This is a genomic window from Pseudomonas sp. GM18 (assembly GCF_000282195.1).
In the GTDB taxonomy this organism is placed as follows: Bacteria; Pseudomonadota; Gammaproteobacteria; order Pseudomonadales; family Pseudomonadaceae; genus Aquipseudomonas.
Genome location: NZ_AKJT01000023.1, coordinates 114,605 through 138,406, shown reverse-complemented (window position 1 = coordinate 138,406; position 23,802 = coordinate 114,605). Strand labels below are relative to the sequence as shown.

Below are 23,802 nucleotides of genomic sequence, written 5' to 3'. Positions count from 1 at the left end.
CCGGCACCCTGACCATCAGCGACGTCGACAGCGCCGCAACCTTCGTCGCGCAAACCAACACCGCCGGCAGCTACGGCCAGTTCTCCATCGGCACCGGCGGTGCCTGGACCTACGTCGCCAACTCCGCCCACAACGAGTTCGCCGCCGGCACCACCTACACCGACACCTTCGCGGTGAGCAGTGCCGACGGCACCGTCACTTCGGTCACCGTGCATATCGCCGGCAGCAACGACTCACCGACGATCACGTCCAACGGTGGTGGTGAGACAGCTTCGATCAACGTGGCGGAGAACACCACGGCGATCACAACGGTGGCGGCGACCGATGTTGACCTGCCGGCACAAACGCTGAGCTACAGCATCGTCGGCGGAGCGGATGCCGCGAAGTTCTCGATCGTTTCAGGCACAGGCGTGCTGAGCTTTATCTCTACACCCAACTTTGAAGCGCCGACTGATTCGGGAACGAACAACGTTTATGACGTGATTGTGCGGGCATCGGACGGCACGCTGTTTGACGACCAGGCGATCGCGGTAACCGTGACGGGCGTCAACGACAACAGCCCGATTATCACCTCCAACGGTGGTGGTGCGACGGCTTCGGTCAGCGTGGCGGAGAACACCACGGCGGTCACGACAGTGGCGGCGACCGATGCAGACCTGCCGGCACAAACGCTGAGCTACAGCATCGTCGGAGGAGCGGATGCCGCTAAGTTCTCGATCGCTTCAGGCACAGGCGTGCTGAGCTTTATCTCTGCACCCAACTTTGAAGCACCAACTGATTCGGGAACGAACAACGTCTATGACGTGATTGTGCGGGCATCGGACGGCACGCTGTTTGACGAACAGGCGATCGCGGTAACCGTGACGGGCGTCAACGACAACAGCCCGATTATCACCTCCAACGGTGGAGGTGCGACGGCTTCGGTCAACGTGGCGGAGAACACCACGGCGGTCACGACAGTGGTGGCAACCGATGCGGATCTACCGGCGCAGACGCTGAGCTACTCGATCCTGAATACCGCCGGGACAGACTTCAGCAAATTCTCGATCAGTTCGAGCGGGGTGCTGACGTTCAATTCGGCGCCCGACTACGAGAATCCCCAGGATGTCGGTGGAACCGCCGGCGACAACACCTATGTTGTGGACGTTCAGGTGGCCGACGGCAATGGCGGAATCGACACGCAGACCATTACGGTAAACGTGCAGAACGTCGTTGAGACGCCAGTTGATACCGTGCCGCCGACGGTGGCAGTGACGGGGACGGCCTTGGGGAGTTCGGTCGGTTCAACGTCGACGGTCACATTCCAGTTCAGTGAGACGGTGAGCGGTTTCACCCTGTCTGATGTCGCAGTGACGACAACGAGCGGAACGCCCCGCGGAACCTTCAGTAACTTTACCCAGGTTGACGGCGATACCTACACGGCAACGCTGACCAGAACACTGGGCGGCAGCATAAAAGTCGATGTTGCCGCGAACAGCTACACCGACCTGGCGGGTAATCCTGGTGCGGCCGGCAGCAGTGCAAACCTTCCGGCAGGCGTTGCCGGCGAACCGATCAATCTAGCTCTCAACGCTCCGTTGGCCGATATCAGTGGCCCAGTAACGGTGTCCATCAGCGGGGTTCCCACCGGGTGGGTGTTCAATGCAGGAACCGACAATGGCGACGGCACCTGGACCGTGCAGACCAGCGATCCCGGCGCATTAACCGTGACAGCCCCAAGCGACTTCGTGGGAGCGTTGGTGCTTGATGTCAACATGAACTGGAGCAACAGCGACGGCAGCACCGCAAGCGCCTACGTGCTCAACAACGTCGAAGTCTATGCCCCGGGCGCGCCGATCTTCGCCTTGTCCGCTGACGACAACCTGACCGGTTCGTCCGGTGCCGACACTTTCGTCTTCGCCCAGCCGATCGGCAACAACCAGATCTACAACTTCGATGCCGCAGCGGACAAGATCGACCTGATCGGCTTCACGGGCGTCACCGGCTTCGCTGACTTGAGTATCACTAATGACGCCAATGGCAACGCACTGGTCAGCATAAGCTCTGGCCAGACGGTTACCCTCAAAGGTGTCGATGCAGCGGACTTGAGCGAAGCGAACTTCCAGTTCGATGTCGATCCGCTCACCAACAACACCGGGACCCTCACCATTGCCGACGGCGCGATCATGCCGTTCGGTGGCAGTATCCATAACAGCGGCACCATCGAGCTCGGCTCCGCCGGCAGCGCGACCAGCCTTGAGATTCTGTTCCGTGGCGCGACGTTGACCGGCGGCGGCCAGGTGTTGCTTTCCGACAACGCGCAAAACGTGATTTTCGGCGGCAGCGCCGACACCGTGCTGAACAACGTCGACAACCGCATTTCCGGCGCCGGCCAGTTGGGTGCCGGACAGATGGTGCTGATCAATGCGGGGCTGATCATGGCCAGCGGGCTGAACAGCCTGGTGCTCGACACCGGCACCCACACCATCACCAACAGCGGGGTGCTGGAGTCCACAGGCCCAGGCGGCATGACGGTGGCCAGTACGGTCGAAAACACCGGGCACCTGTGGGCCAATGGTGGCGATCTGCGCCTGCTGGCCGACGTGAATGGCGATGGCAGCGCGACCATCGACGGCGACGCGACCCTGACCTTCTCCGGTGCCGCACACGCATCCGTCGCCTTCCACGGCGAAGGTGCCGGCACGCTGGTGATCGCCCAGGCCGAAACGGCGGGCTCGCTGGTCGGCATCCTCGGCCTTGAGAGCGATGACATGCTGACGTTCGGCAATCTCGCTTTCGGCGCCAACACCCAGCTCAGCTACAACGCTAACGCCTCTGGCGCCGGCGGCCTGCTGACGGTGGACGACGGCGTGCATCGGGCCGAGGTGAACCTGCTGGGGCATTACTCGGCGGAAGACTTCCAGCTCACCGACGGCGGCGCGGCCGGCACTCAAGTCAGTTACCACGGAGAATCCAGCGGCACGCTGGTGGGCAGCATGCTCGCGGACACGATCAATGGCGGCGACGGCAACGACATCATCGTGGGGCGTGGCGGCGCAGACACGCTCAGCGGTGGCGCGGGAGCCGACGTATTCGCCTACTTCAACGTGAATGAAGGCGGCGACCATATCCTCGACTACAACTACGCCGAAGGGGACAAAATCGACCTCTCCGCGCTGCTCAAGGCCAACTTTGTCGCCGGCACCAGCCAGGTGTCGGACTTTGTCCAAGTGGTGCAGACCGGCAGCGACATCACCGTGAAGGTGGATCCTGATGGCGCAAGCAATGGCAAGAACTTCGTCGATGTGGCGGTGCTTGACCACACTGGTACGCCCGGCCCCGATCTGGTGCGCACCTGGTTCGGGGATTCCGAGCATACGCTGACGGCGTGATGCAGTGGGCTGGAGCTGACTGGGAGGGTGGGCGCTTGATGATAGTAGTGTCCCAGAGCAGGTTCGAACTGCCAACCTTCCCCAATTTATAAGCAGCCCAGCTTGAGACAGGCCAGCAATTAGGGGGATTTCGTCCGATTCCGTCCGTAAAAACGGCCCCGTATAGTTCTTTTTGCTGCCACGGTGCTGTCACGGAGCTGTATTGCTTGAAAACGAAGATTACCCAGAAGCTCATCAGCAATCTGGCCACTGAACCAAAGGCTTACCGCGTACATAACACTGTACAGCCCGGCCTGTTAATCCGCGTACTGCCGAGATATTTGCAGCCCTAACTTTCCCGGGCCGGGCACAATGCAGCTCCCTCCCTGAGCATTGTTCTCTAGACATCGAACGCTCTACCGGTAACTACATTGATATCGAACAGCTGCGTTGTGGCCAGTTGGAATCACAAGTATTGTTTCAGGCAGCTCTGGAAGAGAGCTCCACAAAGGAACTGAAGCTATGGCATTTGCAATAGGAACCATCGTTAAACTGAAGTCTGGAGGGCCTGACATGACCGTTTATTCCATAGATAGGTCGCACCTTAATTGTCAGTGGTTCGCAGGGAAAAAGCTTGAGAGGGGTGCGTTCCACGTCGAAACGATCGAGCTGGTTAAGAAAGCGGGGAATTAAATGGATGCGGACTCCGTTGCAGTTTGGATGCTGGATCAAATCCAACGAGAAGACTGTATTTATCAAGACGACGTGGTCGACCATCTGATAACTGCTGGTCGTGAGGACTTGCTAGCCGAAAACGCCGAAGGTAATCAAGTCATTGGCAAGACGGTACTAGCTGCTTTCCGCAAGTTGACCCCGGATAGCGTCGTGTGGGTCAAACCAGATCGTTACTGGCGTTTCCGTGTTGCTGAGGATGAGCCAGGACGTGACGCTAGAGGTTAATGTCACGCGACAGGCCGCCGGCTATCGGTGGCCTGTTTCCACTGGCAGCGCGTCAAGCCAAACGACTAGAAAAAGGAGTTCGAAATGACGAAGTTGTTCGAAAAGCGGTTCTCTGAGCTCGAGGAGCAATTGGAGGCAATCGCGGCGTCCAAGACAAGTGCGACTAGCCCAATGACAGGCGCAGCCTCGACATACGTCGACCAAAATGCGCTGCTCAACTGGAAAGTCAAAGCAAAAACGCTGCTTATCAATACGTGCGGGGAATCGTCGCAGCAACTGGTCAGTTTCATCGCCGCAGAGAGAGCACCCGGCTTCGCAACCAACTACGAAATTCTGAAACAGCTCAGGGCGGTATTTCTTGCCGTAAAGGAGGATTTCGAGGGTGGTTATCTCAACACTGTTCGCAACCTGGTTCAGGCTGAAGTGTTCGGGAGCGAACTCGAACAGGCCGGCGAGCTGCTTTCAGCAGGATATGAATCGGCAGCCGCGGTGATTGCCGGGGTGGTACTGGAAACCACTATTCGCAACCACTGCACCGATCGTGGTATCGACCATGGGAAGCTCGACAAGATGAACGCCGACCTGGCGAAAGCGGGCGCTTACAACTCAATCCAACAAAAACGCATCACGGCGATGGCAGGCATTCGCAATGCCGCAGCCCATGGCGATGTCGAGAAGATTAACCCCGGAGATGTAAAGGGGATGATCGATGACGTAGAGCGATTTCTTACAACAACATTGGCATGACGCTCGTCATCATTACATTCTTCAGAATGAGCGAATAGGGATCCCAAGCTTGAATGCACCTCAAAATCGCACTATCGATGGATGGTAGGACTAAAATTTCGCCATAGCGGCAATGCTCTCAGACTTGAGGACATTGCCCACCCGGCGTAAAAAACCTAACTACCCCTTAGAATATTTCGGTATTTATCGCTCACTATAGAATAATCATCTTCCGGATGCGCCCCCCCCTCTCATTGTAATATTCATCACTTGTCAGATCCAAAACAGTCCTAATTGCTCCTGCAAAAGTCCACATCGGCAATGGATCCTCCCCTAAGGCGGACTCTTCCTCTTCCATGTCTGGCATTATTGGCAAACAAAGCTCAACACACTCAATGAACCGTTTTAAGCTATAACCTGTCGACCTTATCTCTTCAAGAAGACTTGGTATTTCCCCATCGTCATAATCACGCTCTTTAAAATATCGCTGATGTATAGCCACCAGACTATCTGAATTCAACTCAGATGTATCATCTACACTTTTATCAGCCAAAGAAAAACTATCAATGTATTGAGTTTTAATGTTCTTAATTGCGTCAAACTGCTCATCTGCCAGTTCGATCAAAGCACTAAGCCTATTTAGCTGCCTTTTAAACTGGTAAGGAACATCAGCTTCTCGCTTGTAAAGCAGCTTATGACTGATCGCTGACCAGGTATGCATCAACATCGTACGAATCTGTATCTCAGCCCTCAGCCCCTCTAGGCCACGAGCATTTGGATGAGCAAGCCATTCTTTCTTCAAAGCTACAACATAATGGTACGACGAATATCCAAACTGATTATCATCAAGCGAATCTTTTTTATTTTCCCTCTGAAGGACATCGAATTCATTCTCGACAATTTTACATATACTGGAAATATCCTCCTGATAATAACAAATAACTCTAAGCCCACATAAATCATCAATCTCCTCTAATGGAGATTTATAAGACTTCCTTACAACCTTACCAGATAGCGACTCATCATCCTTGAGACGAGATTCAATCGCAAATACAGGGATTTTCCTTTCACTCACAATTTGCTTAAGAACACTCTCAATATTAACCCTAAGCCGCTCAAACTTAGGCTTAATATCTCTGTACTCATCAATAATTCCAGACATTAGCCATCCCTTTAAAAAATATAAACAATCATAAAAACTATATCGAACGAATATCAAACCAACCATAACAGTCGAACTGTTTTCCAACGGCAAATGGTAGCACACCGCCAGCACAGAGGGGGGGGGGGTTGAATCTCAAATCTGACCCTTCTCAATTTCAAATCCGAAAGCGGTAATGATTCAAAACTAGGCTATCTCGGTGTGCTCAAATCTGAGCACACCAGATGCTTGGACGGGATGCGAGCAGAATTCCGCGCATCTGGCTAATGCCCTCAGGTTTGAGTACATCTCCCTTCCCAGGCAAAAGCCCTGCGATATCTCGCTCCCACAGTGGAATATCGCGATGTGTGACGATTTTGGCTCTTTGGCAGATCAAGTTTGTAGCGACTTTCTCTCGACTTCTCGAGAACGGCGAAAGGGCAGCCGTCGCTGCGACTATCGGGCATCTGCCGTTGCACGCAGATAGCAAGCGCCAACCGCATCTTTACCCTGCGATCGAGCCACCGGCACAAGACGTACAAGCGTTCTATCGCAGTCAGCCTCAGAAGCCTTCTGCTCCGTCATGACCGGCTGGCCGCCGATAAACATTACGAAAATCCAGTGGGTGAGCATTTGCATTCCTTTTTCGGTGTTGGTGACGTGTGTAAATCTCCAATCTTCCGACTTTCGCTCGCGCCGCTCCACCGGCGAAGTCGACGTATCTTATTAAACTAAAGTAGCAATCACCGCGTTCTGACTTGATTTGCCTAGCTGCGTATGGCTATTTGAGATCATTCCCACATGGACGAATGAGCGATGGCGAATAAACGGAAGATTGCTTATGCACACCACCTATCCGGGTGGAAATTTGAGGGCGGCAAACGAGAGGTCTTGAAGGCAAGCAGGCGTGTGACACCGGATGAGTATGAGGAGGACATGAGAGGTGCCTTGTTTTGTCCCGGATGCTTTACCAATGTCGAACGCACCCCCAAAGAGAAAGACTTATTTACGAACCAGCGTGACCCTTTCTACCGCCATCTGAAGCGATGGAGTCATGTCGCTTGCGTGCTGAGAGCTAAGAAGCCAGTCGGCAAGCGCTACGACTCATGGGAGGAGGCCAAAAGGGCGATCGAGCACGAACATCTGGCTATTGTAAAAGAGTTCTTGCAAGAGAGGCCCGAGATCGAGCTCGTGCCGAGCGACGAGTATGACGAGACCCCAGTTGAGGATACGGATGGTCCGGTCTCGGAAGTCCCTATAGGCAGGCACCAGGGCGAATCGTTCGAGCTTCCTAGCAAAATAACAACTGTCGCTGGTATGTGCCGCAACTTTGAAAAAAACAAAGACAAATATTTTGTTCTACCAGGCGCTATACATGCGGTGAAGCTCGCAGAACTTCTCTCGGATGTTGTTGATCTTGATCGCAGCGTGCTCGACAAGCACCAAAAGCCCAAGCTTTATTATGGAAAAATCCTCCGTAGTTGGAATGCTGGGCGCTATAGCACATCTATCCGCATGACCCGCCTGCGATGTGGTCAGGGCGTCGGTGACTTTACGGTCAAAATGCCTGATGGTTTTTGCCAAGCTAAAAACATCAACGACACGTCTGTGGGCAGGATCGTTATGTTTTACGGGGTAATCACTAAGAATGGGGGGGGGGATCGGAGTGGAACACCTCGCTTGGGGTGAAATTGCCTTGGTGCCGAAGAAGTACAACGAACTATTGATCCCTGAGTAGGACAGGCCAAAAGCCGCCTGACAGCAGGTCGGAGCAGGCGCGGTTCAATTGTGATCGTGCCTCACATTTGAGCCATCCGGGTCAAAGTGGGATTTTCTCACTTTGCCTCGGTCAGCTCCGCGACACGTTTTCATAACTCGTAAAACGTGTCGCGACACCTGCCCTACCGAAATGGGAGGCCAGGTTATTGCCGGAAATTCTGATATCCAGAGGATTGGCAGAAGCTCAAGACTGCAATCGACTCCAAGGGCCTGCGCATCGTTGCACTCGATCTACCAACCAGCCACCAGGGCATGCAGGACACGAAGGGCGATGAGTTCACCAGCCGGATGCTGGGAGCGATCAACTCGATGCTGGTGGAAATGATGGCCGCCATTGCGCGCAAGGATTACGAGCAACGTCGTGAGCGCCAGGCTCAGGGTATCGAGAAAACCAAGGTAGCTGGCAAGTACCAAGGCCGCCCAGTCGATGAAGACCTGCACAGAAGGGTGAACGAGCTGCTAAAGGCGGGGCTGGGCATACGAGCGACTGCACGGCACGCTAGTTGCTCAACCACGAGGTGTTAAGGATCAGAAACCAGCTGGGTTAAGCATTTGCCTGCTGTGCTGCGGCTAATTGCTTTTCCATATCCTGTGCCTGTTTCATGGCTGCTTCGCTAAAAGACGTGCCGGTAAGAAGTTTGTCAAAAGAAGAGAAAAGCTCCCTCTCAAACTCTAACCGTAACCAATCAAAGTGCCGGTAAGGTAGAGCCTTGAACCGCTGAAGAGCTGCATGACCAAATGCCGACATGATCAACCTGAGCGTGACCTCGTCCCGATACCATCGAGCGTCCTCCTTGCCAGCCAAGGTAAAAATACAGCGAACCACTATGCCATGGTACGTAGCATAAAGAGCCCACACATACTCACCCACGTGTGGCCTTGTCTGCTCGGCTTCCCCAAAAACCAGAGGTGTCACCACCAGCGGGTCAATCTTTGCGATTTGCGATCTGAAAGCCTCAAATTTAGAATCAGTCCTTATCGAGGCCAGTTCTTCATCGGTCAGCACGTCGCACATATACAAAACGCCTGGGACGTGAGCCCGCCCCGCCCGCACTGCCGCCCACATCTCGTCGATCGCCTGAATTTTTCTTGAAATAGTCGCCTTCTGAACTTCCGAAAAAGACATTGCCGCAACCTTCAGCTTTTCTGCCTGGCGATCAATCTCAGCTTTCGCGATGGCCAAGTCGGAATCACTTTGAGCCTTCAGCTCGGTTTTAAGTCGCTCCAGGCGCTCGTCATATTCGTGTTTGACACCTGCTTTGAAGCGTTCACCTATCCAGGTCCTGAACAACCATCCAAGGGCGGCCAATAGAACGACAGAGGCTCCGGCAGACGTGATCGTGGTCAAAGCAAAATTCAGCAGCGTATCCATACCTTTCCTTGAAATGAGGGTCACGGTTACGAAAAAGCCCCGCCAGGTGCGTCCTGAACGGGGCTTTTTCATCTGCGCTTGCTGTCACCCTGCTGTCACAGGCAAATCTAACAATATGCCAAATCGGCTGAAAGCATTAAATTATATGGTGTCCCAGGGCAGGTTCGAACTGCCAACCTTCCCCTTAGGAGGGGGATGCTCTATCCAATTGAGCTACTGAGACACAAGTCGCGCGCAAGGAATGCGCGGCGATGGACGGCGTGCATGTTAACGGGCAGGCCCGCTTTTGTCATGTCGTCCGTAGGGCTTTTTAAGTGTAGGCAGACGCCCCGCGGTAGCGTGGCTTTGTTTACCGTGCAAATTGCATCACCGCAAAATGCCATCATTGCAAAATGCAATGCCTGCATTTTGTGAAAATAGCTTAATCCGTTGTTTTTAAAGGATTTAATAGCCGTTAAACTTTTGGCATGCGGGCTGCTTCGACTGTTCTCAAGGAACGAAGGAGATCAGCCCCATGAACAGCGCTCTTTTAGTCGCGAATGCAGTCGCCTTGGCGGTTCTGTTGGGTTTTCAGTTCTTCCCCGAAAACGACGCTGCGATGGTTGCCCAACGCACGCCCCATTACCTGCAGCTGCAGAAAGCACCTCAATGGGCTGTCACGAGCGATCAACGCAGTTTTGTCAGCCAAGAGGTGAGCCAAGAGAGTCTTCAACCGCGCACGCAGTCTTTTGAACGCTTGGTATTTTGAATCACCCCATCAGGAGCACAGCATGTCCAAATCAGCCGCAGGGTTTCTCATCCTCGCTTTACTGAGTGGCATCCTTCATCTGTCATTAGTCCAGGATACGGTCATCACCCTGCCCCTGATTGCCTGCGGCGTGTTCAGTGCGCTGTTCGTGCTGGCGCTGATCGCCGGGCGCAAGATCAAGTTCGATCCGGTTCTGCGCTGACGCTCAGCAGTTCCAGAAGACTGGCCACCGTGACTGCAAGGTCGCCGGAGTTATCGAGTCGCCGGATCTGCGTATCACCGATTGAATCGTCAGCCGTGAACAGCGCATTGCGGCGCAGTCTCGCTTCAATTTCTGCCGGACTCTCACGCCCCCGCAGTAGCAGGCGCTCTCGCAGAACTTCATCCTCGACCGTCAACAGCACCGGCAATAGCGTGGGAAAGCGCCGCTGCGCTTCTGCCAAGTGGCCGCGCGAACCATTGATCAGCACATCGCGACCGTCCTTGAGCCATTGGTCTATAAGCACAGGAATACCGTAATCCAGCCCATTGGCCTGCCACGACAGCGCGAAATCCCCATTGCTTCTGCGTCGCTTGAACTCTTCGCGGGACACTTCGATGGCGTCTTCGCCGACGGACTCAGCCGAGCGCGTAATGACCCGACGCACCACATCACAATGGTGTGCCCGCAACGGCCCGCGAGCAGCTTCGATGAGGCTGTCCTTGCCGGATCCCGAAGGCCCCATTAAATAAATCAGCCTGCCATCCATCCTGAAATCATCCCATACCGTCCGTCTGCCCTAGTAAATCGGCCATTTGCCACTATCCTGTACAGGTAAGGAACAAGGATCGAATCCGCATAGCATGCACCTTCAGGCGTCTTCGGGCATCACCTGTCGGGCAAGAGGACGCGGTCAGCGATACGGACTCATGGAATGTTTTCAAACCAGTCCGCATTTCTGATAATAGGTGCTGGCATTAAGCCTTTACCCAGATCAATATTTGTCACAGAATTGACGCCAATGATCTGGCTAATTTGAGGCATGATGCACGTCTCTATCAATTCAGGTTGAACATTTGGTCGGAGTGCTTGTCCTATCTGACATCCTGCGGCCAATCCCGAGAACCGCTCCCCTGAACTAACCGGTTAAATATATGCGCCCATTGAAACAGGCAATTTATTCCAGCCGTACGGCTGACAAGTTCGTCGTACGTCTGCCAGACGGAATGCGTGAACGCATTGCCGAGGTGGCTCGCAATCATCATCGCAGCATGAATTCCGAAATCATCGCGCGCCTTGAGCAGAGTCTTATTCAGGAAGGCGCGTTGGGCGAAGAATTGAGCATGCGCCTGGACAGCCCCGAGCTGTCATTGCACGAACGCGAACTGCTGCAACGCTTCCGCCAACTCTCCCACCGCCAGCAAAACGCTCTGGTTTCGCTGATAGCCCATGACGCCGAAATGGCTGCAGACGCTTCCTGATTCATCCCGAAAGCTCAAGCCAGCGTAATTGCTGGCTTTTTTTTGCCTGAAATTTGGTCAAAAAAAACCCGCCGATTGGGCGGGTTCTTTTAAAGCAGGATGTCAGAGCAAGAAAATCGTCGCCAACCCGAGGAAGATGAAAAAGCCACCACTGTCGGTCATGGCAGTGATCATCACACTGGCCCCCATTGCCGGGTCGCGTCCAAGCCGCGCCAGGGTCATCGGAATCAAAACCCCCATCAATGCCGCAAGCAAGAGGTTTAGCGTCATGGCTGCGGTCATCACCACGCCCAGGGACCAACTGCCATAAAGCAGGTAGGACACCACACCAATCACCCCACCCCAGACCAGGCCATTGATCAAGGCGACCGCCAACTCCTTGCGCATCAGGCGCGACGTATTGCCGGTACTGACCTGGTCAAGCGCCATGGCCCGAACGATCATGGTGATGGTCTGGTTACCCGAGTTGCCGCCGATACCGGCCACGATCGGCATCAATGCCGCGAGCGCTACCAGTTTCTCGATAGAGCCTTCGAACAGGCCGATCACCCGGGACGCAACGAACGCGGTGATCAGGTTTATCGCCAGCCAGGCCCAACGGTTGCGCAGGGACTTCCAGACTGACGCAAAAATATCTTCTTCTTCGCGCAGACCCGCCATGTTGAGAACTTCGTTTTCGCTCTCTTCACGAATCAGGTCGACCATTTCATCGATGGTCAGACGACCGATCAGCTTGCCGTTCTTGTCGACCACCGGGGCCGAGATCAAGTCGTAACGCTCGAACGCCTGAGCGGCCTCGTAAGCGTCTTCGTCCGGATGAAAACTCACCGGATCGCTGGCCATCACTTCCGAAACCTGTTTATCCGGGTCGTTGACCAAAAGGCGCTTGATCGGCAACACGCCCTTGAGCACGCCGTCGTAATCGACCACGAACAGTTTGTCGGTATGGCTTGGCAGCTCTTTGAGACGACGCAAATAACGCAAAACCACTTCGAGACTGACATCCTCACGGATAGTCACCATCTCGAAGTCCATCAGCGCACCGACCTGCTCCTCGTCATAGGACAACGCGGAGCGAACGCGCTCACGCTGTTGAGCATCGAGGGTTTCCATCAGCTCGTGGACGACGTCTCGCGGCAGCTCGGAGGCCAGGTCAGCGAGTTCGTCGGCATCCATGTCCTTGGCCGCAGCCAGGAGCTCGTGATCGTCCATGTCGGCGATCAGGGTTTCACGAACCGAATCGGATACTTCGAGCAGAATGTCGCCGTCGCGGTCGGCCTTGACCAATTGCCAGACGGTCAGACGATCGTCCAGTGGCAAGGCTTCAAGGATGTAGGCGACGTCGGCAGAGTGCAGATCATCGAGCTTGCGTTGCAACTCGACGAGGTTTTGCCGGTGAACCAGGTTCTCGACCCGGTCGTGATGCGGACCTTCCTGGCGGTGAGTCAGGTCTTCGACCACCCGCTGGCGCTGCAGCAGCTCAACGACTTGAGCAAGGCGGTCCTGCAAGCTTTCCTGCGTTTTCTTTACTTCAACTTCAGACATAGGCGAACTCCACTCCCAGCAGCGGGGCACGCCGGAAGGATCAATCAGTCAATTCATGATTGTAAAAACGGGGTACTGAGTAACTACTGGGTAAGTCCATGGAGGTATTCCACAAGCCCCGGCGGGGCTGACGGGCGCAATGATAACACCGCCTGACGGTTTTAAACGTGAAAAAATCGCGGCTGAAACAAGCGCTTGCGAGACAAACCTGAGCGCTGTCCTGATCCATGGAACTGCGACGACTTATCCTGAAAAGAAAACACACAGCGGTCGAAAAATGTAACGGCTACCCTTGATAAGGACCGTCAAGGAGGACGTCGAATGCCATGGAATGCTGATCATTTTTTGCTTGCCGCCCTGCTCTGCCTGCCACCCTGGGCGCTTGCTACGACCGTCCACCGGTGCGAAGCCCCTAACGGACGCATCACCTTCACGACCTTGAGCTGTACGACCGGAGAAAGCCTTTCGCTTCAGGAAGTGCGCACGTTTTTGCCAGGCAGCACGACAGCCCTGATGCCAGAAGCCGAGGTTCGCGAAACATCAGGTATGAAAATCCCAAGGAGAGAGCCGACGATCGTTGGTCAGTCCGAGGACAAATGTGGAAATCAGCTCAGCGCGAAGGAACGCCGTATCGCGATCATCAATCAGAGAGTGGTTGCCGGCATGAGTCAGCAGGACGTCGAAAGCGCTCTCGGCAAGCCAGACAAAATCAGCACTCGCAATTCAGCCATGAGCTACCGCTACGACAACAAGCGAGGGCGCAGTGCTCACATCGAGTTCGATGAGAAAGGTTGTACCAAAGGAAAAGCCAAATCGCAGACGGCAAAAAGCCCGCGTTAAACGCGGGCTTTTTGGTGTTTGGTGCACTCGACAGGATTCGAACCTGTGACCGCTCGGTTCGTAGCCGAGTACTCTATCCAGCTGAGCTACGAGTGCATTTGTGTTTTTATACCAGATCACAACTGGTTGAAGCCAAGTTATTCACATTTCTGCAAACAACTCTTAAATGGTGCACTCGACAGGATTCGAACCTGTGACCGCTCGGTTCGTAGCCGAGTACTCTATCCAGCTGAGCTACGAGTGCATTTGTTGCCGCGCATTATAGGCCGTCAAATCTTTTTGTAAAGCACTTTTTCTAGTAATTTCAACAACTTACCGAAGAAGCCAGATTACAACGTACTAAACAAATAATGGCGGAGAACGGGGGATTCGAACCCCCGACACCCTTTTGAGGTGTACTCCCTTAGCAGGGGAGCGCCTTCGGCCACTCGGCCAGCTCTCCGCAACACGGGGCGTATATTAACCAGCTTCTTCCCCGTTTGCAAACATAAAAAACGATAAAAATTAATGGCTTGGTTCTTCGTCCTTCTCTTTCTTGATACGCAGGTAAATTTCCTCACGGTGCACAGCCACCTCTTTCGGGGCGTTGACACCAATACGCACTTGATTTCCTTTAACGCCGAGCACGGTCACGGTGATTTCGCCATCACCAATAATCAGGCTTTCTGCGCACCGACGAGTCAGAATCAGCATACCTTTCTCCTCACGCATTTCATTTCAGGGACAACAGTCTGCAAAAAAAAGGCATCCGACCTACAACCGAAAAGGTCACAGCCCTACATGCCTGAGTATTGACTAGCGCGAGCAAAAGAACAGTTTTGGTACGCACCATTCAAAAAAACGAAGGGCGCGGTCAGACCGCGCCCTTCGGGGGGAACGCATTACTCGCCCTGTCGGGCCGGCGCGTCCAGTTCGAAAGCTGTGTGCAGGGCGCGCACAGCCAGTTCCAGGTACTTCTCTTCGATCACCACGGACACCTTGATTTCCGAAGTCGAGATCATCTGGATGTTGATGCTTTCTTTCGCCAGGGATTCGAACATGCGGCTGGCCACGCCTGCGTGGGAGCGCATGCCGACGCCAACGATCGAGACCTTGGCAATCTTGGTGTCGCCAACGACTTCACGGGCACCGATCTCGCGAGCGGTGTTTTCCAGCACGGATTGCGCCGCCTGGTAGTCGTTGCGGTGCACGGTGAAGGTGAAGTCGGTGGTGTTATCGTGCGCAACGTTCTGCACGATCATGTCGACTTCGATGTTCGCGGCACTGATCGGGCCGAGAATCTTGAACGCCACGCCCGGGGTGTCTGGCACGCCACGGATGGTCAGCTTGGCTTCATCGCGGTTGAAAGCGATGCCGGAAATGATCGGCTGTTCCATGGTTTCCTCTTCATCAATAGTAATGAGGGTGCCCGGACCCTCCTTGAAGCTGTGCAGTACGCGCAGCGGAACGTTGTACTTGCCGGCGAACTCGACCGCACGGATCTGCAGCACCTTGGAACCGAGGCTGGCCATTTCCAGCATCTCTTCAAAGGTGATCTTGTCCAGACGCTGAGCCACGGACACCACACGCGGGTCGGTGGTGTAGACGCCGTCGACGTCGGTGTAGATCTGGCATTCGTCAGCCTTCAGGGCTGCCGCCAGTGCCACGCCAGTGGTGTCGGAACCGCCACGACCGAGCGTGGTGATATTGCCGTGCTCGTCGACGCCCTGGAAACCGGCGACAACCACCACACGACCGGCCTTCAGGTCACCGCGAATCTTCTGGTCATCAATCTGCAAGATACGCGCTTTATTGTGCGCGCTATCCGTCAGAATCCGTACCTGGTTGCCGGTGTACGACACCGCTGGCACGCCACGCTTGATCAGCGCCATGGCCAACAGTGCAATCGTCACCTGCTCACCGGTGGAAACGATCACATCCAGTTCGCGCGGAACCGGTTGGCCGTCGCCACTGATTTGCTTGGCCAGATCGATCAGACGGTTGGTTTCGCCGCTCATTGCAGACAGCACAACCACCAGGTCATCGCCCGCATCGCGGAATTTCTTAACCTTGTCGGCGACCTGCTCGATTCTCTCGACAGTGCCGACTGAGGTGCCTCCAAATTTCTGTACGATCAAAGCCATTTCAAAGCCGCCTCTGCCCATGAAGGGCGCCCAATAATCACTCAAACAGCGTTCTGGCCCGCCACTAGACCGCGGGCCAGGCACACTGCCTTATAAACCCTGCTCTACAAATGGAACAGTCAGGGCCAATGCGGCATCCAGTGCGCCAGCGTCAGTACCACCGCCCTGCGCCATGTCTGGACGACCACCGCCCTTCCCGCCCACTGCCGCAGCAGCCTGCTTCATCAAATCACCGGCTTTGAGTTGGCCAGTCAGGTCTTTGGTCACGCCTGCAACCAGAACGACCTTTTCCTCATGGACACTGCCGAGCAGGATCACTGCGCGGCCGAGTTTGTTTTTCAGTTGATCGACCAGCGCCAGCAGCGCCTTGCCATCCTGACCGTCCAGACGCACGGCCAGCACTTTCACGCCTTTGACGTCCAGGGCAGAAGCCGACAGATCGTCGCCCGCCGCGCTGGCCGCCTTGGCCTGCAACTGCTCGAGTTGCTTCTCCAGCAGACGGTTGCGCTCCAGCACAGCCGACAGCTTGTCGATCAGGTTATCGCGGCTGCCCTTGACCAGGTTGGCCGCTTCCTTGAGTTGTTCTTCTGCCGCATTCAAGTAGGCCAGTGCCGCGGCACCGGTGACTGCCTCGATACGACGCACACCCGAAGCCACACCGCCTTCGCTGATGATTTTCAGCAGGCCGATGTCGCCGGTACGGGTGGCGTGAATACCGCCGCACAGCTCGACGGAGAAATCGCCCATGCTCAGCACACGTACGCTGTCGCCGTACTTCTCGCCGAACAGCGCCATGGCACCTTTCTGCTTGGCGGTTTCGATGTCGGTTTCTTCGGTTTCAACCTCGGAGTTCTTGCGAATCTCGGCGTTGACGATGTCTTCCAGCGCCTTCAACTGCTCAGGCTTGATTGCTTCGAAGTGGCTGAAGTCAAAGCGTAGACGCTGACTGTCGACCAACGAACCTTTCTGCTGAACGTGCTCGCCCAGTACCTGACGCAATGCGGCATGCAGCAAGTGAGTCGCCGAGTGGTTCAGCGACGTCGCGTGGCGCACTTCGGCATCGACATGAGTCTCCACCGGAGTACCTACGATCAGGCTGCCCGAATCCAGCACGCCGTGATGCAGGAACGCACCGCCGGTCTTGGTGGTGTCGCGCACGTCGAAACGCGCAGCGCCAGCCTGGAGGAAGCCGCAATCACCAATCTGACCACCGGATTCGGCATAGAACGGCGTCTGATCGAGAACAACCACGCCCTCTTCGCCTTCGCTCAGTACGTCAACCGATTGCCCTTCTTTATAGAGAGCAACGATTTTGGCGGAGCCGCTGTGAGCGGTGTAACCGGTGAACTCGGTGGCCACATCAACCTTGACCAGGCTGTTGTAGTCCATGCCGAAGGAGCTGGCGGAGCGGGCACGCACGCGCTGGGCTTCCATTTCGCGCTCGAAGCCTGCTTCGTCGATGGTCAGGCTGCGCTCACGGGCGATGTCGCCAGTCAGGTCCATCGGGAAACCGTAGGTGTCGTAGAGTTTGAACACCACGTCGCCCGGTACCACGTCGCCTTTGAGTTCAGCCAGATCCTGCTCGAGGATCTTCAGACCCTGTTCCAGGGTCTTGGCGAATTGCTCTTCTTCGGCTTTCAGCACGCGCTCGATGTGCGCCTGTTGGGACTTCAGCTCAGGGAACGCTTCGCCCATCTCGGCGACCAGGGCCGCAACGATCTGGTAGAAGAAGCTGCCCTTCGCGCCCAGTTTGTTGCCGTGACGGCAAGCGCGACGAATGATCCGGCGCAGCACATAACCGCGGCCTTCGTTGGACGGCAGCACGCCGTCGGCAATCAGGAAGCCGCAGGAACGGATGTGGTCAGCCACGACTTTCAGGGAAGCCTGATTGTCGTTGGTGCAGCCGATGGCCTTGGCCGATGCGCTCAGCAGGCTCTGGAACAGGTCGATTTCATAGTTCGAGTGAACGTGCTGCAGCACGGCACTTATCCGCTCAAGACCCATGCCGGTGTCCACCGACGGGGTTGGCAACGGGTGCAACACGCCATCGGCGGTGCGGTTGAACTGCATGAACACGTTGTTCCAGATTTCGATGTAACGGTCGCCGTCTTCTTCCGGCGAGCCCGGTGGGCCACCCCAGATGTCGGCGCCGTGATCGTAGAAAATCTCGGTGCAAGGACCGCACGGGCCGGTATCGCCCATGGTCCAGAAGTTGTCGGAAGCGTACGGCGCGCCCTTGTTGTCGCCGATGCGAACCATGCGCTCGGCCGGAACGCCGATCTCTTTGGTCCAGATGTCGTACGCCTCGTCATCGCTGGCGTAGACGGTGACCCAGAGCTTTTCTTTCGGCAGGTTCAGCCACTTCTCGGAGGTCAGGAAGTTCCAGGCGTAGGTGATGGCGTCACGCTTGAAATAATCACCGAAGCTGAAGTTACCCAGCATTTCGAAGAAGGTGTGGTGACGGGCGGTATAACCGACGTTTTCCAGGTCGTTGTGCTTGCCGCCGGCACGCACGCATTTCTGGCTGCTGACGGCGCGGGTGTACGCGCGCTTTTCCTGGCCCAGGAAGCAGTCCTTGAACTGGTTCATCCCCGCGTTAGTGAACAGCAGGGTTGGGTCGTTGCCCGGAATCAAAGAGCTGGAGGCTACACGGGTGTGGCCTTGCTCTTCGAAGAAGCGAAGGAAGGCTTCACGGATTTCTGCGCTTTTCATTAGGTTCTTCCACGGAGGCTGCGGCCAAAGGCCTGTGCGAAACGTCAACAGACGAAGCGACGGCAAAGGGCCGCATTATATCGGCCCTGCGCGCGGGGTACAGCGTGTTTATACGATAGAAACGGTCAATTGGACCGCTAACGCGATCAGATGCGGGAAAACTCGACGAATGTAGCGACGACCTGCTCGATTTGCGCACGGCTGACGTCCATGTGCGTGACCATTCGCAGACGAGCGGCAGCGCTGAGCTTGACCCCGCGTGTCGCGGCGAAGGCCTTGATCGCTTCGGCCTTGTCGCCCATTTTTACGTAAACCATGTTGGTCTGCACCGGTTCGACCTCATAGCCCGCCGCTCGCAGGCCTTCAGCCAGCAACTGTGCATTGGCATGGTCGTCGGCCAGGCGCTGAACATTATTATCCAGCGCATACAGCCCCGCCGCCGCGAGAATCCCGGCCTGGCGCATGCCGCCGCCGACCATCTTGCGCAAACGCCGAGCCTTGGCGATCAACTCGACCGAGCCACACAGCACCGAACCAATCGGCGCGCCCAGGCCTTTGGACAGACAGACCGAAACAGAATCGAAATGCTGAGTGATCTCCCGGGCATCGACACCCAGCTTGACCGCCGCGTTGTAGAGCCGCGCGCCATCCAGATGCAGCGCCAGGTCATGCTCACGAGTGAAGCGGCGAGCCTGGGCCAGATACTCCAGCGGCAGCACCTTGCCCTGCATGGTGTTTTCCAGTGCCAGCAAACGGGTGCGGGCGAAGTGGAAGTCGTCCGGTTTGATCGCGGCGGCGACTTGCGCAAGGTCCAGCGAACCATCGGCCTGCACTTCCAGCGGCTGCGGCTGGATCGAACCGAGCACCGCCGCGCCGCCACCTTCGTACTTATAGGTGTGAGCCTGCTGACCGACAATGTACTCGTCACCGCGCTCGCAGTGGGCCATCAAGCCCAGCAGGTTGCTCATGGTGCCCGTCGGGACAAACAATGCCGCGGCAAAACCCAACTGATTTGCAAGCTCGGCTTCCAGACGATTGACCGTCGGATCTTCGCCATAAACGTCATCACCGGTGGCCGCATTGGCCATCGCGTCGAGCATCCCTGCGGTCGGTTGAGTGACGGTGTCGCTGCGAAGATCGATAACGCTCATGAATCTGGCCTCGGTAAACAGGGGAAAAATCCGTTTCGGAAAGGAATTACTGCGGTCATGCCGACAATTAATCAAGCCTTGGACGAGGAAAAGGCGCTTTATGCCTTCGGAAAACCCGATAGCAATCATCAGAAAGCAGCCATGCACGCCCCGTAAATATGTGTTAAAAACGCTTCGCCGCCAAACAATCTGGCGGCAAAACGTTCTCAGGGCGGGGTGTAATTCCCCACCGGCGGTAATTGCGCGCAATGCGCATAGCCCGCGAGCGCTTGGCGACAGGTACGGCAATGGCTGTGATGGCGGCAAGGTCAGCAGACCCGGTGTGATTCCGGGGCCGACGGTCATAGTCCGGATGAAGAGAGAACGGGATTGGCGCCAAAGGGCCGCTCGTGCGAGCGTGCGTACCCTTAAATCCCATTCGATTCATAACGCCCTGTTTTTCACACAAACAGGAGTCAGAACATGAAACCCACCGCAATCGATAGCAAAAGCAAAAAACCATCAGGGCGAGCGCGTCGCGTTCATTCAGGCCTGCTGGCACAAGGAAATCGTCGATCAGAGCCGTAAAGGCTTCGTCGCCGAAATGATTGCCCAGGGTTATCAGGAGTCGGACATCGATTTCTTCGAAGTCGGCGGCGCCTTTGAAATTCCGCTGCACGCCAAGTTGCTGGCCAAGTCCGGTCGTTATGCCGGCATCGTCGCCGCGGGCCTGGTGGTCGATGGCGGTATCTATCGCCACGAATTCGTCGCCCAGTCGGTGATCAGCGGCCTGATGCAGGTTCAACTGGAAACCGAAGTGCCGGTGTTCTCGGTGGTTTTGACCCCGCACCACTTCCATGCCGGTGAAGAACATCAGAAGTTCTTCTTCGAGCATTTCGTGCATAAAGGCCAGGAAGCGGCTAAGACGTGTGCGGATACGCTGCACAAGACTCGCGCATTGCGCCGCAGCGAGCCTCGCGCGGTAGCCGTCTAGTTAGATGATCGTTCCCACGCTCTGCGTGGGAATGCAGCCCGGGACGCTCCGCGCCCCAAGAGCGGACGCAGAGCGTCCATTGAGGCATTCCCACGCGGAGCGTGGGAACGATCAAAGTCAGACCAGGTTTTCGTCGGTGGTCGGTACGATCAGGATGCCGGCGCGCAGGCCGTTCTTGACCCTGGGATTCGGGAAGATGATCCGGGCGCCCTGCTCTTCGATGATCCAGCGGGTATTGGCGATATCCTCGGCCAGCACATAACCCACTTTCAATTCCGAAAAGTTTTCGATGTCCGCCGGCAGGTTCAGGCGGAAGTTATCGCTGTGCTTGATGACTTCCCGCGACACGCTGAACAACTGCAAACCATCCAGCCCGTCGTCGGTCATCGGCGGCTCGGTGCCTTCGATGATCTGCTTCAGGCGGGTTTCCAGAAGGCTGACGTTGACCCCTTCGTTTTGCCCGAACGGACGAGCCTTGCCCAGCTCCAGGGTGAAGGACTCGGCATCGAGCTTGTCGTAGGTGTAGGAACTGAAGACGATGGACGGTTTGTTCTGCAACAGCACCGCTTCCATGCCCGCGGCGCGCAGGCGAGCCAATTCCAGGCGTGAATGCTGACGGCCTTCTTTCCAGGGATACAGGGCGAACTGCTCGATTTTCGAACCACGGATCGCCGTGTGCAGGTCGTAGTGCAGACGGTTGCGGTCCGGCAGGCTGAAGAACGTCGCCGCCAGCCGCTCCAGCTCACAGGCGCGCAAGGCCTCGGAACCGCTGCTTTGTTCGTGACGGCCGTTGAACAGCCGATTGACGTCCTGCTCGATGAAACGCTCACCGCGGCGGATGGCCTCGGGATTGCCGAACAGGAACAGAATACGGGCGCGCGGCTTCAAGTCACCGCGGGCGATGTCGTGCAACAGGCGATCGAGCAGCTCGATCGGCGCTGTTTCATTGCCATGGATACCGGCCGAAAGCAGCAGGTCCAGGCCATTGTCGCGAGCCTCAGGTGGCCGAACTTCCAGCGCACCTTCGCTCAACCAGCGCATCCGCACGCCTTCGACAGTCAGTTGAGTCTTCTCCGCCGGTTCGCGGCCGGCGAGGGTCAGTTCAAGCAGTTTGCCGAGGGCGAGCATAGAGCGGTTTCCTTAGTGATCGTGATTGCAATCCGGGCCGTGCACGTGGTCCTCATCATCGCCGAGCTCGGCCGGTTCCATCTCCAGTTGCAGACTTACCAGATTAGTCGCCAATGGGCGCAGCAGCAGGTTGGCGTATTCAGCGTCACCCTCTTCGACGTCCACGCCGATCAGCAGCTGGCCGCGGCCGTCCTGCTGGATCCACAGCTCTTTGCCTTGCCACATGACCGCGACGCGGGTGCAGGAAGTTTCCAGTTGCGTGCCGTCGGTGTCTTCAAGGATCAGCTGCAGGGTATCGCTCATGTATTTACGCTCTCATCTGGAGATATCAATTGATCTGGAATGGATAAACCGCGCCCAGTTTAAGGATTTGCGTCAGTTCATCCAGTGCCGTCCGGCACTCAAGCAACAATTGCGGGTCCGCCAGATCGTTTTCGGTCATGCGGTCGCGGTAGTGCTTTTCGACCCACTCGGTCAATGTGCCGTACAACGGAGCCGTCATGATAACCCCTTGGTTGACGGCCGCCAGCTCGGTTTCGTTGAGGGCGACGCGCAACCGCAGGCAAGCCGGGCCACCGCCGTTCTGCATGCTCTGCTTGAGATCGAACACTTTCACCTCGCGGATCAGGCCGCCAGAGCTGGTCAGGCCTTGCAGGTACTGCCAGACGCGCTCGTTGCCATGGCATTCTTCCGGCACGATCAACAGCATGGAGCCGTCAGGACGCGACAGCAGTTGGCTATTGAACAGGTAGGAACGAACGGCGTCTTCCACGGTGACCGCGGAACGCGGTACGCAGATCGACTGAAATTTCCCACCGACTTTTGCCAGTTTGCCTTGCAGCTCAGCGAGCATCTGGTCAGTGTCGAGGAAGGCGTCCTCGTGATAGAACAGCACCTCGCCATTACCTACGGCAATCACGTCGTTATGGAACACGCCCTGATCGATCACCGAAGGGTTCTGCTGGGCGTAGACCACGCCGTCATCGCTCAGGCCATGCAGACGCGCAACCGCCTGGGAGGCTTCGAGGGTCTGGCGCGCCGGGTACTTCTGCGGTGCCGGGTAACGGGTGTCGAACGCGCTGCGACCGAACACGAAAAACTCGACGCCGGCTTCACCGTAGTCACGGCAGAAACGGGTGTGGTTGGCCGCGCCTTCGTCGCCGAACTGCGCCACGGCCGGCAACGCGGCGTGGTGAGCAAAGTGCTTCTGATCGGCGAACATCGCGCCCAGCACGCGGCTGGTAGTCGGGTGCTCGATGCTGCGGTGGTATTTGCAGTTGAGGTTGGCGGCGGTGAAATGTACGCGGCCATCGGCGGTGTCGGCGCTCGGGCTGACCGTGGCGGCGTTGGCCACCCACATGCTCGACGCCGAGCAACTGGCAACCAGCAGCGGCATCGCGTCTTTGGCGGCTTGCTCGATCACTTGCGCGTCGGTGCCACTGAAACCCAAGCGGCGCAGGGCGGCTACGTCAGGGCGTTCCTGTGGTGCGAGCACACCTTGCTGAAAGCCCATATCCATCAGCGCTTTCATTTTCGCCAGACCTTGCAGCGCGGCTTCCTTCGGGTTCGAGGATTGCTGGCTGTTGCTCTGGGAGGCGACGTTGCCGTAGGACAGGCCACCGTAGTTATGGGTCGGCCCCACTAGACCGTCAAAATTGACTTCATAGGATTTCATCAGCGAGGCTCCACGAGAATCTGTTGTTATAGGCATCTGGATGCGAACTATGTAGCAGCTGCCGAAGGCTGCGTTCGGCTGCGCAGCAGCCCCAATTAAACTATCCCCGATTCTGATC

The 23,802-nt window shown here is 56.4% G+C and carries 20 protein-coding genes, 4 tRNA genes, 2 pseudogenes and 1 riboswitch; of the genes and pseudogenes, 11 read left to right on the top strand and 15 right to left on the bottom strand.

Going from position 1 to position 23,802, the window contains the following annotated elements:
• From PMI21_RS22910 to PMI21_RS22920, 4 genes are all read left to right on the top strand, one after another.
• Positions 1–3,371 (top strand): VCBS domain-containing protein (locus tag PMI21_RS22910; protein ID WP_007934938.1); only part of this gene is annotated, 3,371 nt, incomplete at its 5' end.
• A gap of 501 nt (positions 3,372–3,872) precedes the next feature.
• Entirely contained in the window at positions 3,873–4,043 is a 171-nt protein-coding gene (locus PMI21_RS28610) for a YodC family protein (RefSeq protein WP_081499456.1), read from the top strand.
• Complete coding sequence (locus tag PMI21_RS22915) at positions 4,044–4,310, top strand: DUF6953 family protein (protein WP_007934932.1); 267 nt, start codon at positions 4,044–4,046, stop codon at positions 4,308–4,310.
• Positions 4,311–4,394: 84 nt separating this feature from the next.
• Positions 4,395–5,057, top strand: coding sequence for a DUF4145 domain-containing protein (locus PMI21_RS22920; protein ID WP_007934930.1), 663 nt, complete (start codon positions 4,395–4,397; stop codon positions 5,055–5,057).
• 193 nt (positions 5,058–5,250) lie between these two features.
• Here the strand turns inward: PMI21_RS22920 and PMI21_RS28420 are convergent, their stop codons facing one another.
• Positions 5,251–6,198, bottom strand: a complete 948-nt coding sequence (locus tag PMI21_RS28420) for a GTP pyrophosphokinase (RefSeq protein ID WP_007934929.1) — start codon at positions 6,196–6,198, stop codon at positions 5,251–5,253.
• A 795-nt stretch (positions 6,199–6,993) separates the two neighbouring features.
• Between PMI21_RS28420 and PMI21_RS0127870 the strand changes: the two genes are divergently transcribed.
• Entirely contained in the window at positions 6,994–7,866 is an 873-nt protein-coding gene (locus tag PMI21_RS0127870) for a hypothetical protein (protein ID WP_238541200.1), read from the top strand.
• A 258-nt stretch (positions 7,867–8,124) separates the two neighbouring features.
• Positions 8,125–8,504, top strand: a pseudogene (locus PMI21_RS0127865) (recombinase family protein); the annotation flags it as partial.
• On the opposite strand, the gene PMI21_RS22925 reads toward PMI21_RS0127865, so the two are convergent.
• Positions 8,501–9,328 carry a hypothetical protein gene (locus tag PMI21_RS22925; protein WP_007934922.1) on the bottom strand — a complete coding sequence of 276 codons (828 nt, stop codon included), beginning with the start codon at positions 9,326–9,328 and terminating at the stop codon, positions 8,501–8,503. The pseudogene PMI21_RS0127865 and the gene PMI21_RS22925 overlap by 4 nt on opposite strands.
• A gap of 146 nt (positions 9,329–9,474) precedes the next feature.
• Positions 9,475–9,551 (bottom strand) — tRNA-Arg (locus tag PMI21_RS22930).
• A 291-nt stretch (positions 9,552–9,842) separates the two neighbouring features.
• Here PMI21_RS22930 and PMI21_RS22935 point away from each other — a divergent pair.
• Together PMI21_RS22935 and PMI21_RS22940 are read left to right on the top strand one after the other, a co-directional pair.
• Positions 9,843–10,076 (top strand): hypothetical protein, encoded by a 234-nt coding sequence (locus PMI21_RS22935; protein WP_007934920.1) that lies wholly within the window; start codon positions 9,843–9,845, stop codon positions 10,074–10,076.
• A 22-nt stretch (positions 10,077–10,098) separates the two neighbouring features.
• Positions 10,099–10,278, top strand: coding sequence for a PA3371 family protein (locus PMI21_RS22940; protein ID WP_007934918.1), 180 nt, complete (start codon positions 10,099–10,101; stop codon positions 10,276–10,278).
• Here PMI21_RS22940 and phnN read toward each other — a convergent pair.
• Positions 10,253–10,825 carry a phosphonate metabolism protein/1,5-bisphosphokinase (PRPP-forming) PhnN gene (gene phnN, locus PMI21_RS22945; protein WP_007934916.1) on the bottom strand — a complete coding sequence of 191 codons (573 nt, stop codon included), beginning with the start codon at positions 10,823–10,825 and terminating at the stop codon, positions 10,253–10,255. The genes PMI21_RS22940 and phnN overlap by 26 nt on opposite strands.
• A 385-nt stretch (positions 10,826–11,210) precedes the next feature.
• On the opposite strand from phnN, the gene PMI21_RS22950 reads away from it, so the two are divergent.
• Positions 11,211–11,537 carry an Arc family DNA-binding protein gene (locus PMI21_RS22950; RefSeq protein ID WP_003178899.1) on the top strand — a complete coding sequence of 109 codons (327 nt, stop codon included), beginning with the start codon at positions 11,211–11,213 and terminating at the stop codon, positions 11,535–11,537.
• Between the two features lie 102 nt (positions 11,538–11,639).
• On the opposite strand, the gene mgtE is transcribed toward PMI21_RS22950, so the two are convergent.
• The gene (gene mgtE, locus PMI21_RS22955; protein ID WP_007934913.1) at positions 11,640–13,082 is read right to left on the bottom strand and encodes a magnesium transporter; all 1,443 of its coding nucleotides are present in this window, start codon (positions 13,080–13,082) and stop codon (positions 11,640–11,642) included.
• A gap of 321 nt (positions 13,083–13,403) precedes the next feature.
• Here mgtE and PMI21_RS22960 point away from each other — a divergent pair, with 321 nt between their 5' ends.
• A complete protein-coding gene (locus tag PMI21_RS22960) occupies positions 13,404–13,922 on the top strand; it encodes a hypothetical protein (RefSeq protein WP_007934912.1) in 519 nt (172 codons plus the stop codon).
• A 19-nt stretch (positions 13,923–13,941) separates the two neighbouring features.
• Here PMI21_RS22960 and PMI21_RS22965 read toward each other — a convergent pair.
• The 7 genes from PMI21_RS22965 to ltaE all read right to left on the bottom strand — a co-directional run bounded on the left by PMI21_RS22965 (position 13,942) and on the right by ltaE (position 19,908).
• Positions 13,942–14,018 (bottom strand) — tRNA-Arg (locus PMI21_RS22965).
• A gap of 71 nt (positions 14,019–14,089) precedes the next feature.
• A tRNA-Arg gene (locus tag PMI21_RS22970) sits at positions 14,090–14,166 on the bottom strand.
• A gap of 107 nt (positions 14,167–14,273) precedes the next feature.
• Positions 14,274–14,364: transfer RNA gene (locus PMI21_RS22975), tRNA-Ser, on the bottom strand.
• A 62-nt stretch (positions 14,365–14,426) separates the two neighbouring features.
• On the bottom strand, positions 14,427–14,615 hold the full coding sequence (gene csrA, locus PMI21_RS22980; protein ID WP_002554426.1) for a carbon storage regulator CsrA: 189 nt from the start codon (positions 14,613–14,615) through the stop codon (positions 14,427–14,429).
• 188 nt (positions 14,616–14,803) lie between these two features.
• The gene (locus tag PMI21_RS22985) at positions 14,804–16,045 is read right to left on the bottom strand and encodes an aspartate kinase (protein ID WP_007934911.1); all 1,242 of its coding nucleotides are present in this window, start codon (positions 16,043–16,045) and stop codon (positions 14,804–14,806) included.
• 90 nt (positions 16,046–16,135) lie between these two features.
• Positions 16,136–18,757, bottom strand: coding sequence for an alanine--tRNA ligase (gene alaS / locus PMI21_RS22990; RefSeq protein WP_007934910.1), 2,622 nt, complete (start codon positions 18,755–18,757; stop codon positions 16,136–16,138).
• Positions 18,758–18,903: 146 nt separating this feature from the next.
• A complete protein-coding gene (gene ltaE, locus PMI21_RS22995; RefSeq protein WP_007934909.1) occupies positions 18,904–19,908 on the bottom strand; it encodes a low-specificity L-threonine aldolase in 1,005 nt (334 codons plus the stop codon).
• 198 nt (positions 19,909–20,106) lie between these two features.
• A riboswitch (FMN riboswitch) is annotated at positions 20,107–20,277 on the top strand.
• A 93-nt stretch (positions 20,278–20,370) separates the two neighbouring features.
• Here ltaE and PMI21_RS0127860 point away from each other — a divergent pair.
• A pseudogene (locus PMI21_RS0127860) lies at positions 20,371–20,881 on the top strand (6,7-dimethyl-8-ribityllumazine synthase).
• 117 nt (positions 20,882–20,998) lie between these two features.
• Here the strand turns inward: PMI21_RS0127860 and astE are convergent.
• Genes astE through astB form a run of 3 tightly spaced genes read right to left on the bottom strand, consistent with a single transcriptional unit; the run spans position 20,999 to position 23,684 of the window.
• Positions 20,999–22,009: a succinylglutamate desuccinylase gene (gene astE, locus PMI21_RS23000; protein WP_007934906.1), complete on the bottom strand. Its 1,011-nt coding sequence runs from the start codon at positions 22,007–22,009 to the stop codon at positions 20,999–21,001.
• A gap of 12 nt (positions 22,010–22,021) precedes the next feature.
• The gene (locus PMI21_RS23005; protein WP_007934905.1) at positions 22,022–22,312 is read right to left on the bottom strand and encodes a hypothetical protein; all 291 of its coding nucleotides are present in this window, start codon (positions 22,310–22,312) and stop codon (positions 22,022–22,024) included.
• A 25-nt stretch (positions 22,313–22,337) separates the two neighbouring features.
• A complete protein-coding gene (gene astB, locus PMI21_RS23010; protein WP_007934904.1) occupies positions 22,338–23,684 on the bottom strand; it encodes an N-succinylarginine dihydrolase in 1,347 nt (448 codons plus the stop codon).
• Between the last annotated feature and the right edge of the window lie 118 nt (positions 23,685–23,802).

Excerpts from the sequence above, each read along its gene's own strand:
- PMI21_RS28610 (WP_081499456.1), top strand. The coding sequence starts at position 3,873 with ATGGCATTTGCAATAGGAACCATCGTTAAACTGAAGTCTGGAGGGCCT.
- PMI21_RS22915 (WP_007934932.1), top strand. The coding sequence starts at position 4,044 with ATGGATGCGGACTCCGTTGCAGTTTGGATGCTGGATCAAATCCAACGA.
- PMI21_RS22920 (WP_007934930.1), top strand. The coding sequence starts at position 4,395 with ATGACGAAGTTGTTCGAAAAGCGGTTCTCTGAGCTCGAGGAGCAATTG.
- PMI21_RS28420 (WP_007934929.1), bottom strand. The coding sequence starts at position 6,198 with ATGTCTGGAATTATTGATGAGTACAGAGATATTAAGCCTAAGTTTGAG.
- PMI21_RS0127870 (WP_238541200.1), top strand. The coding sequence starts at position 6,994 with ATGGCGAATAAACGGAAGATTGCTTATGCACACCACCTATCCGGGTGG.
- PMI21_RS22925 (WP_007934922.1), bottom strand. The coding sequence starts at position 9,328 with ATGGATACGCTGCTGAATTTTGCTTTGACCACGATCACGTCTGCCGGA.
- PMI21_RS22935 (WP_007934920.1), top strand. The coding sequence starts at position 9,843 with ATGAACAGCGCTCTTTTAGTCGCGAATGCAGTCGCCTTGGCGGTTCTG.
- PMI21_RS22940 (WP_007934918.1), top strand. The coding sequence starts at position 10,099 with ATGTCCAAATCAGCCGCAGGGTTTCTCATCCTCGCTTTACTGAGTGGC.
- phnN (WP_007934916.1), bottom strand. The coding sequence starts at position 10,825 with ATGGATGGCAGGCTGATTTATTTAATGGGGCCTTCGGGATCCGGCAAG.
- PMI21_RS22950 (WP_003178899.1), top strand. The coding sequence starts at position 11,211 with ATGCGCCCATTGAAACAGGCAATTTATTCCAGCCGTACGGCTGACAAG.
- mgtE (WP_007934913.1), bottom strand. The coding sequence starts at position 13,082 with ATGTCTGAAGTTGAAGTAAAGAAAACGCAGGAAAGCTTGCAGGACCGC.
- PMI21_RS22960 (WP_007934912.1), top strand. The coding sequence starts at position 13,404 with ATGCCATGGAATGCTGATCATTTTTTGCTTGCCGCCCTGCTCTGCCTG.
- csrA (WP_002554426.1), bottom strand. The coding sequence starts at position 14,615 with ATGCTGATTCTGACTCGTCGGTGCGCAGAAAGCCTGATTATTGGTGAT.
- PMI21_RS22985 (WP_007934911.1), bottom strand. The coding sequence starts at position 16,045 with ATGGCTTTGATCGTACAGAAATTTGGAGGCACCTCAGTCGGCACTGTC.
- alaS (WP_007934910.1), bottom strand. The coding sequence starts at position 18,757 with ATGAAAAGCGCAGAAATCCGTGAAGCCTTCCTTCGCTTCTTCGAAGAG.
- ltaE (WP_007934909.1), bottom strand. The coding sequence starts at position 19,908 with ATGAGCGTTATCGATCTTCGCAGCGACACCGTCACTCAACCGACCGCA.
- astE (WP_007934906.1), bottom strand. The coding sequence starts at position 22,009 with ATGCTCGCCCTCGGCAAACTGCTTGAACTGACCCTCGCCGGCCGCGAA.
- PMI21_RS23005 (WP_007934905.1), bottom strand. The coding sequence starts at position 22,312 with ATGAGCGATACCCTGCAGCTGATCCTTGAAGACACCGACGGCACGCAA.
- astB (WP_007934904.1), bottom strand. The coding sequence starts at position 23,684 with ATGAAATCCTATGAAGTCAATTTTGACGGTCTAGTGGGGCCGACCCAT.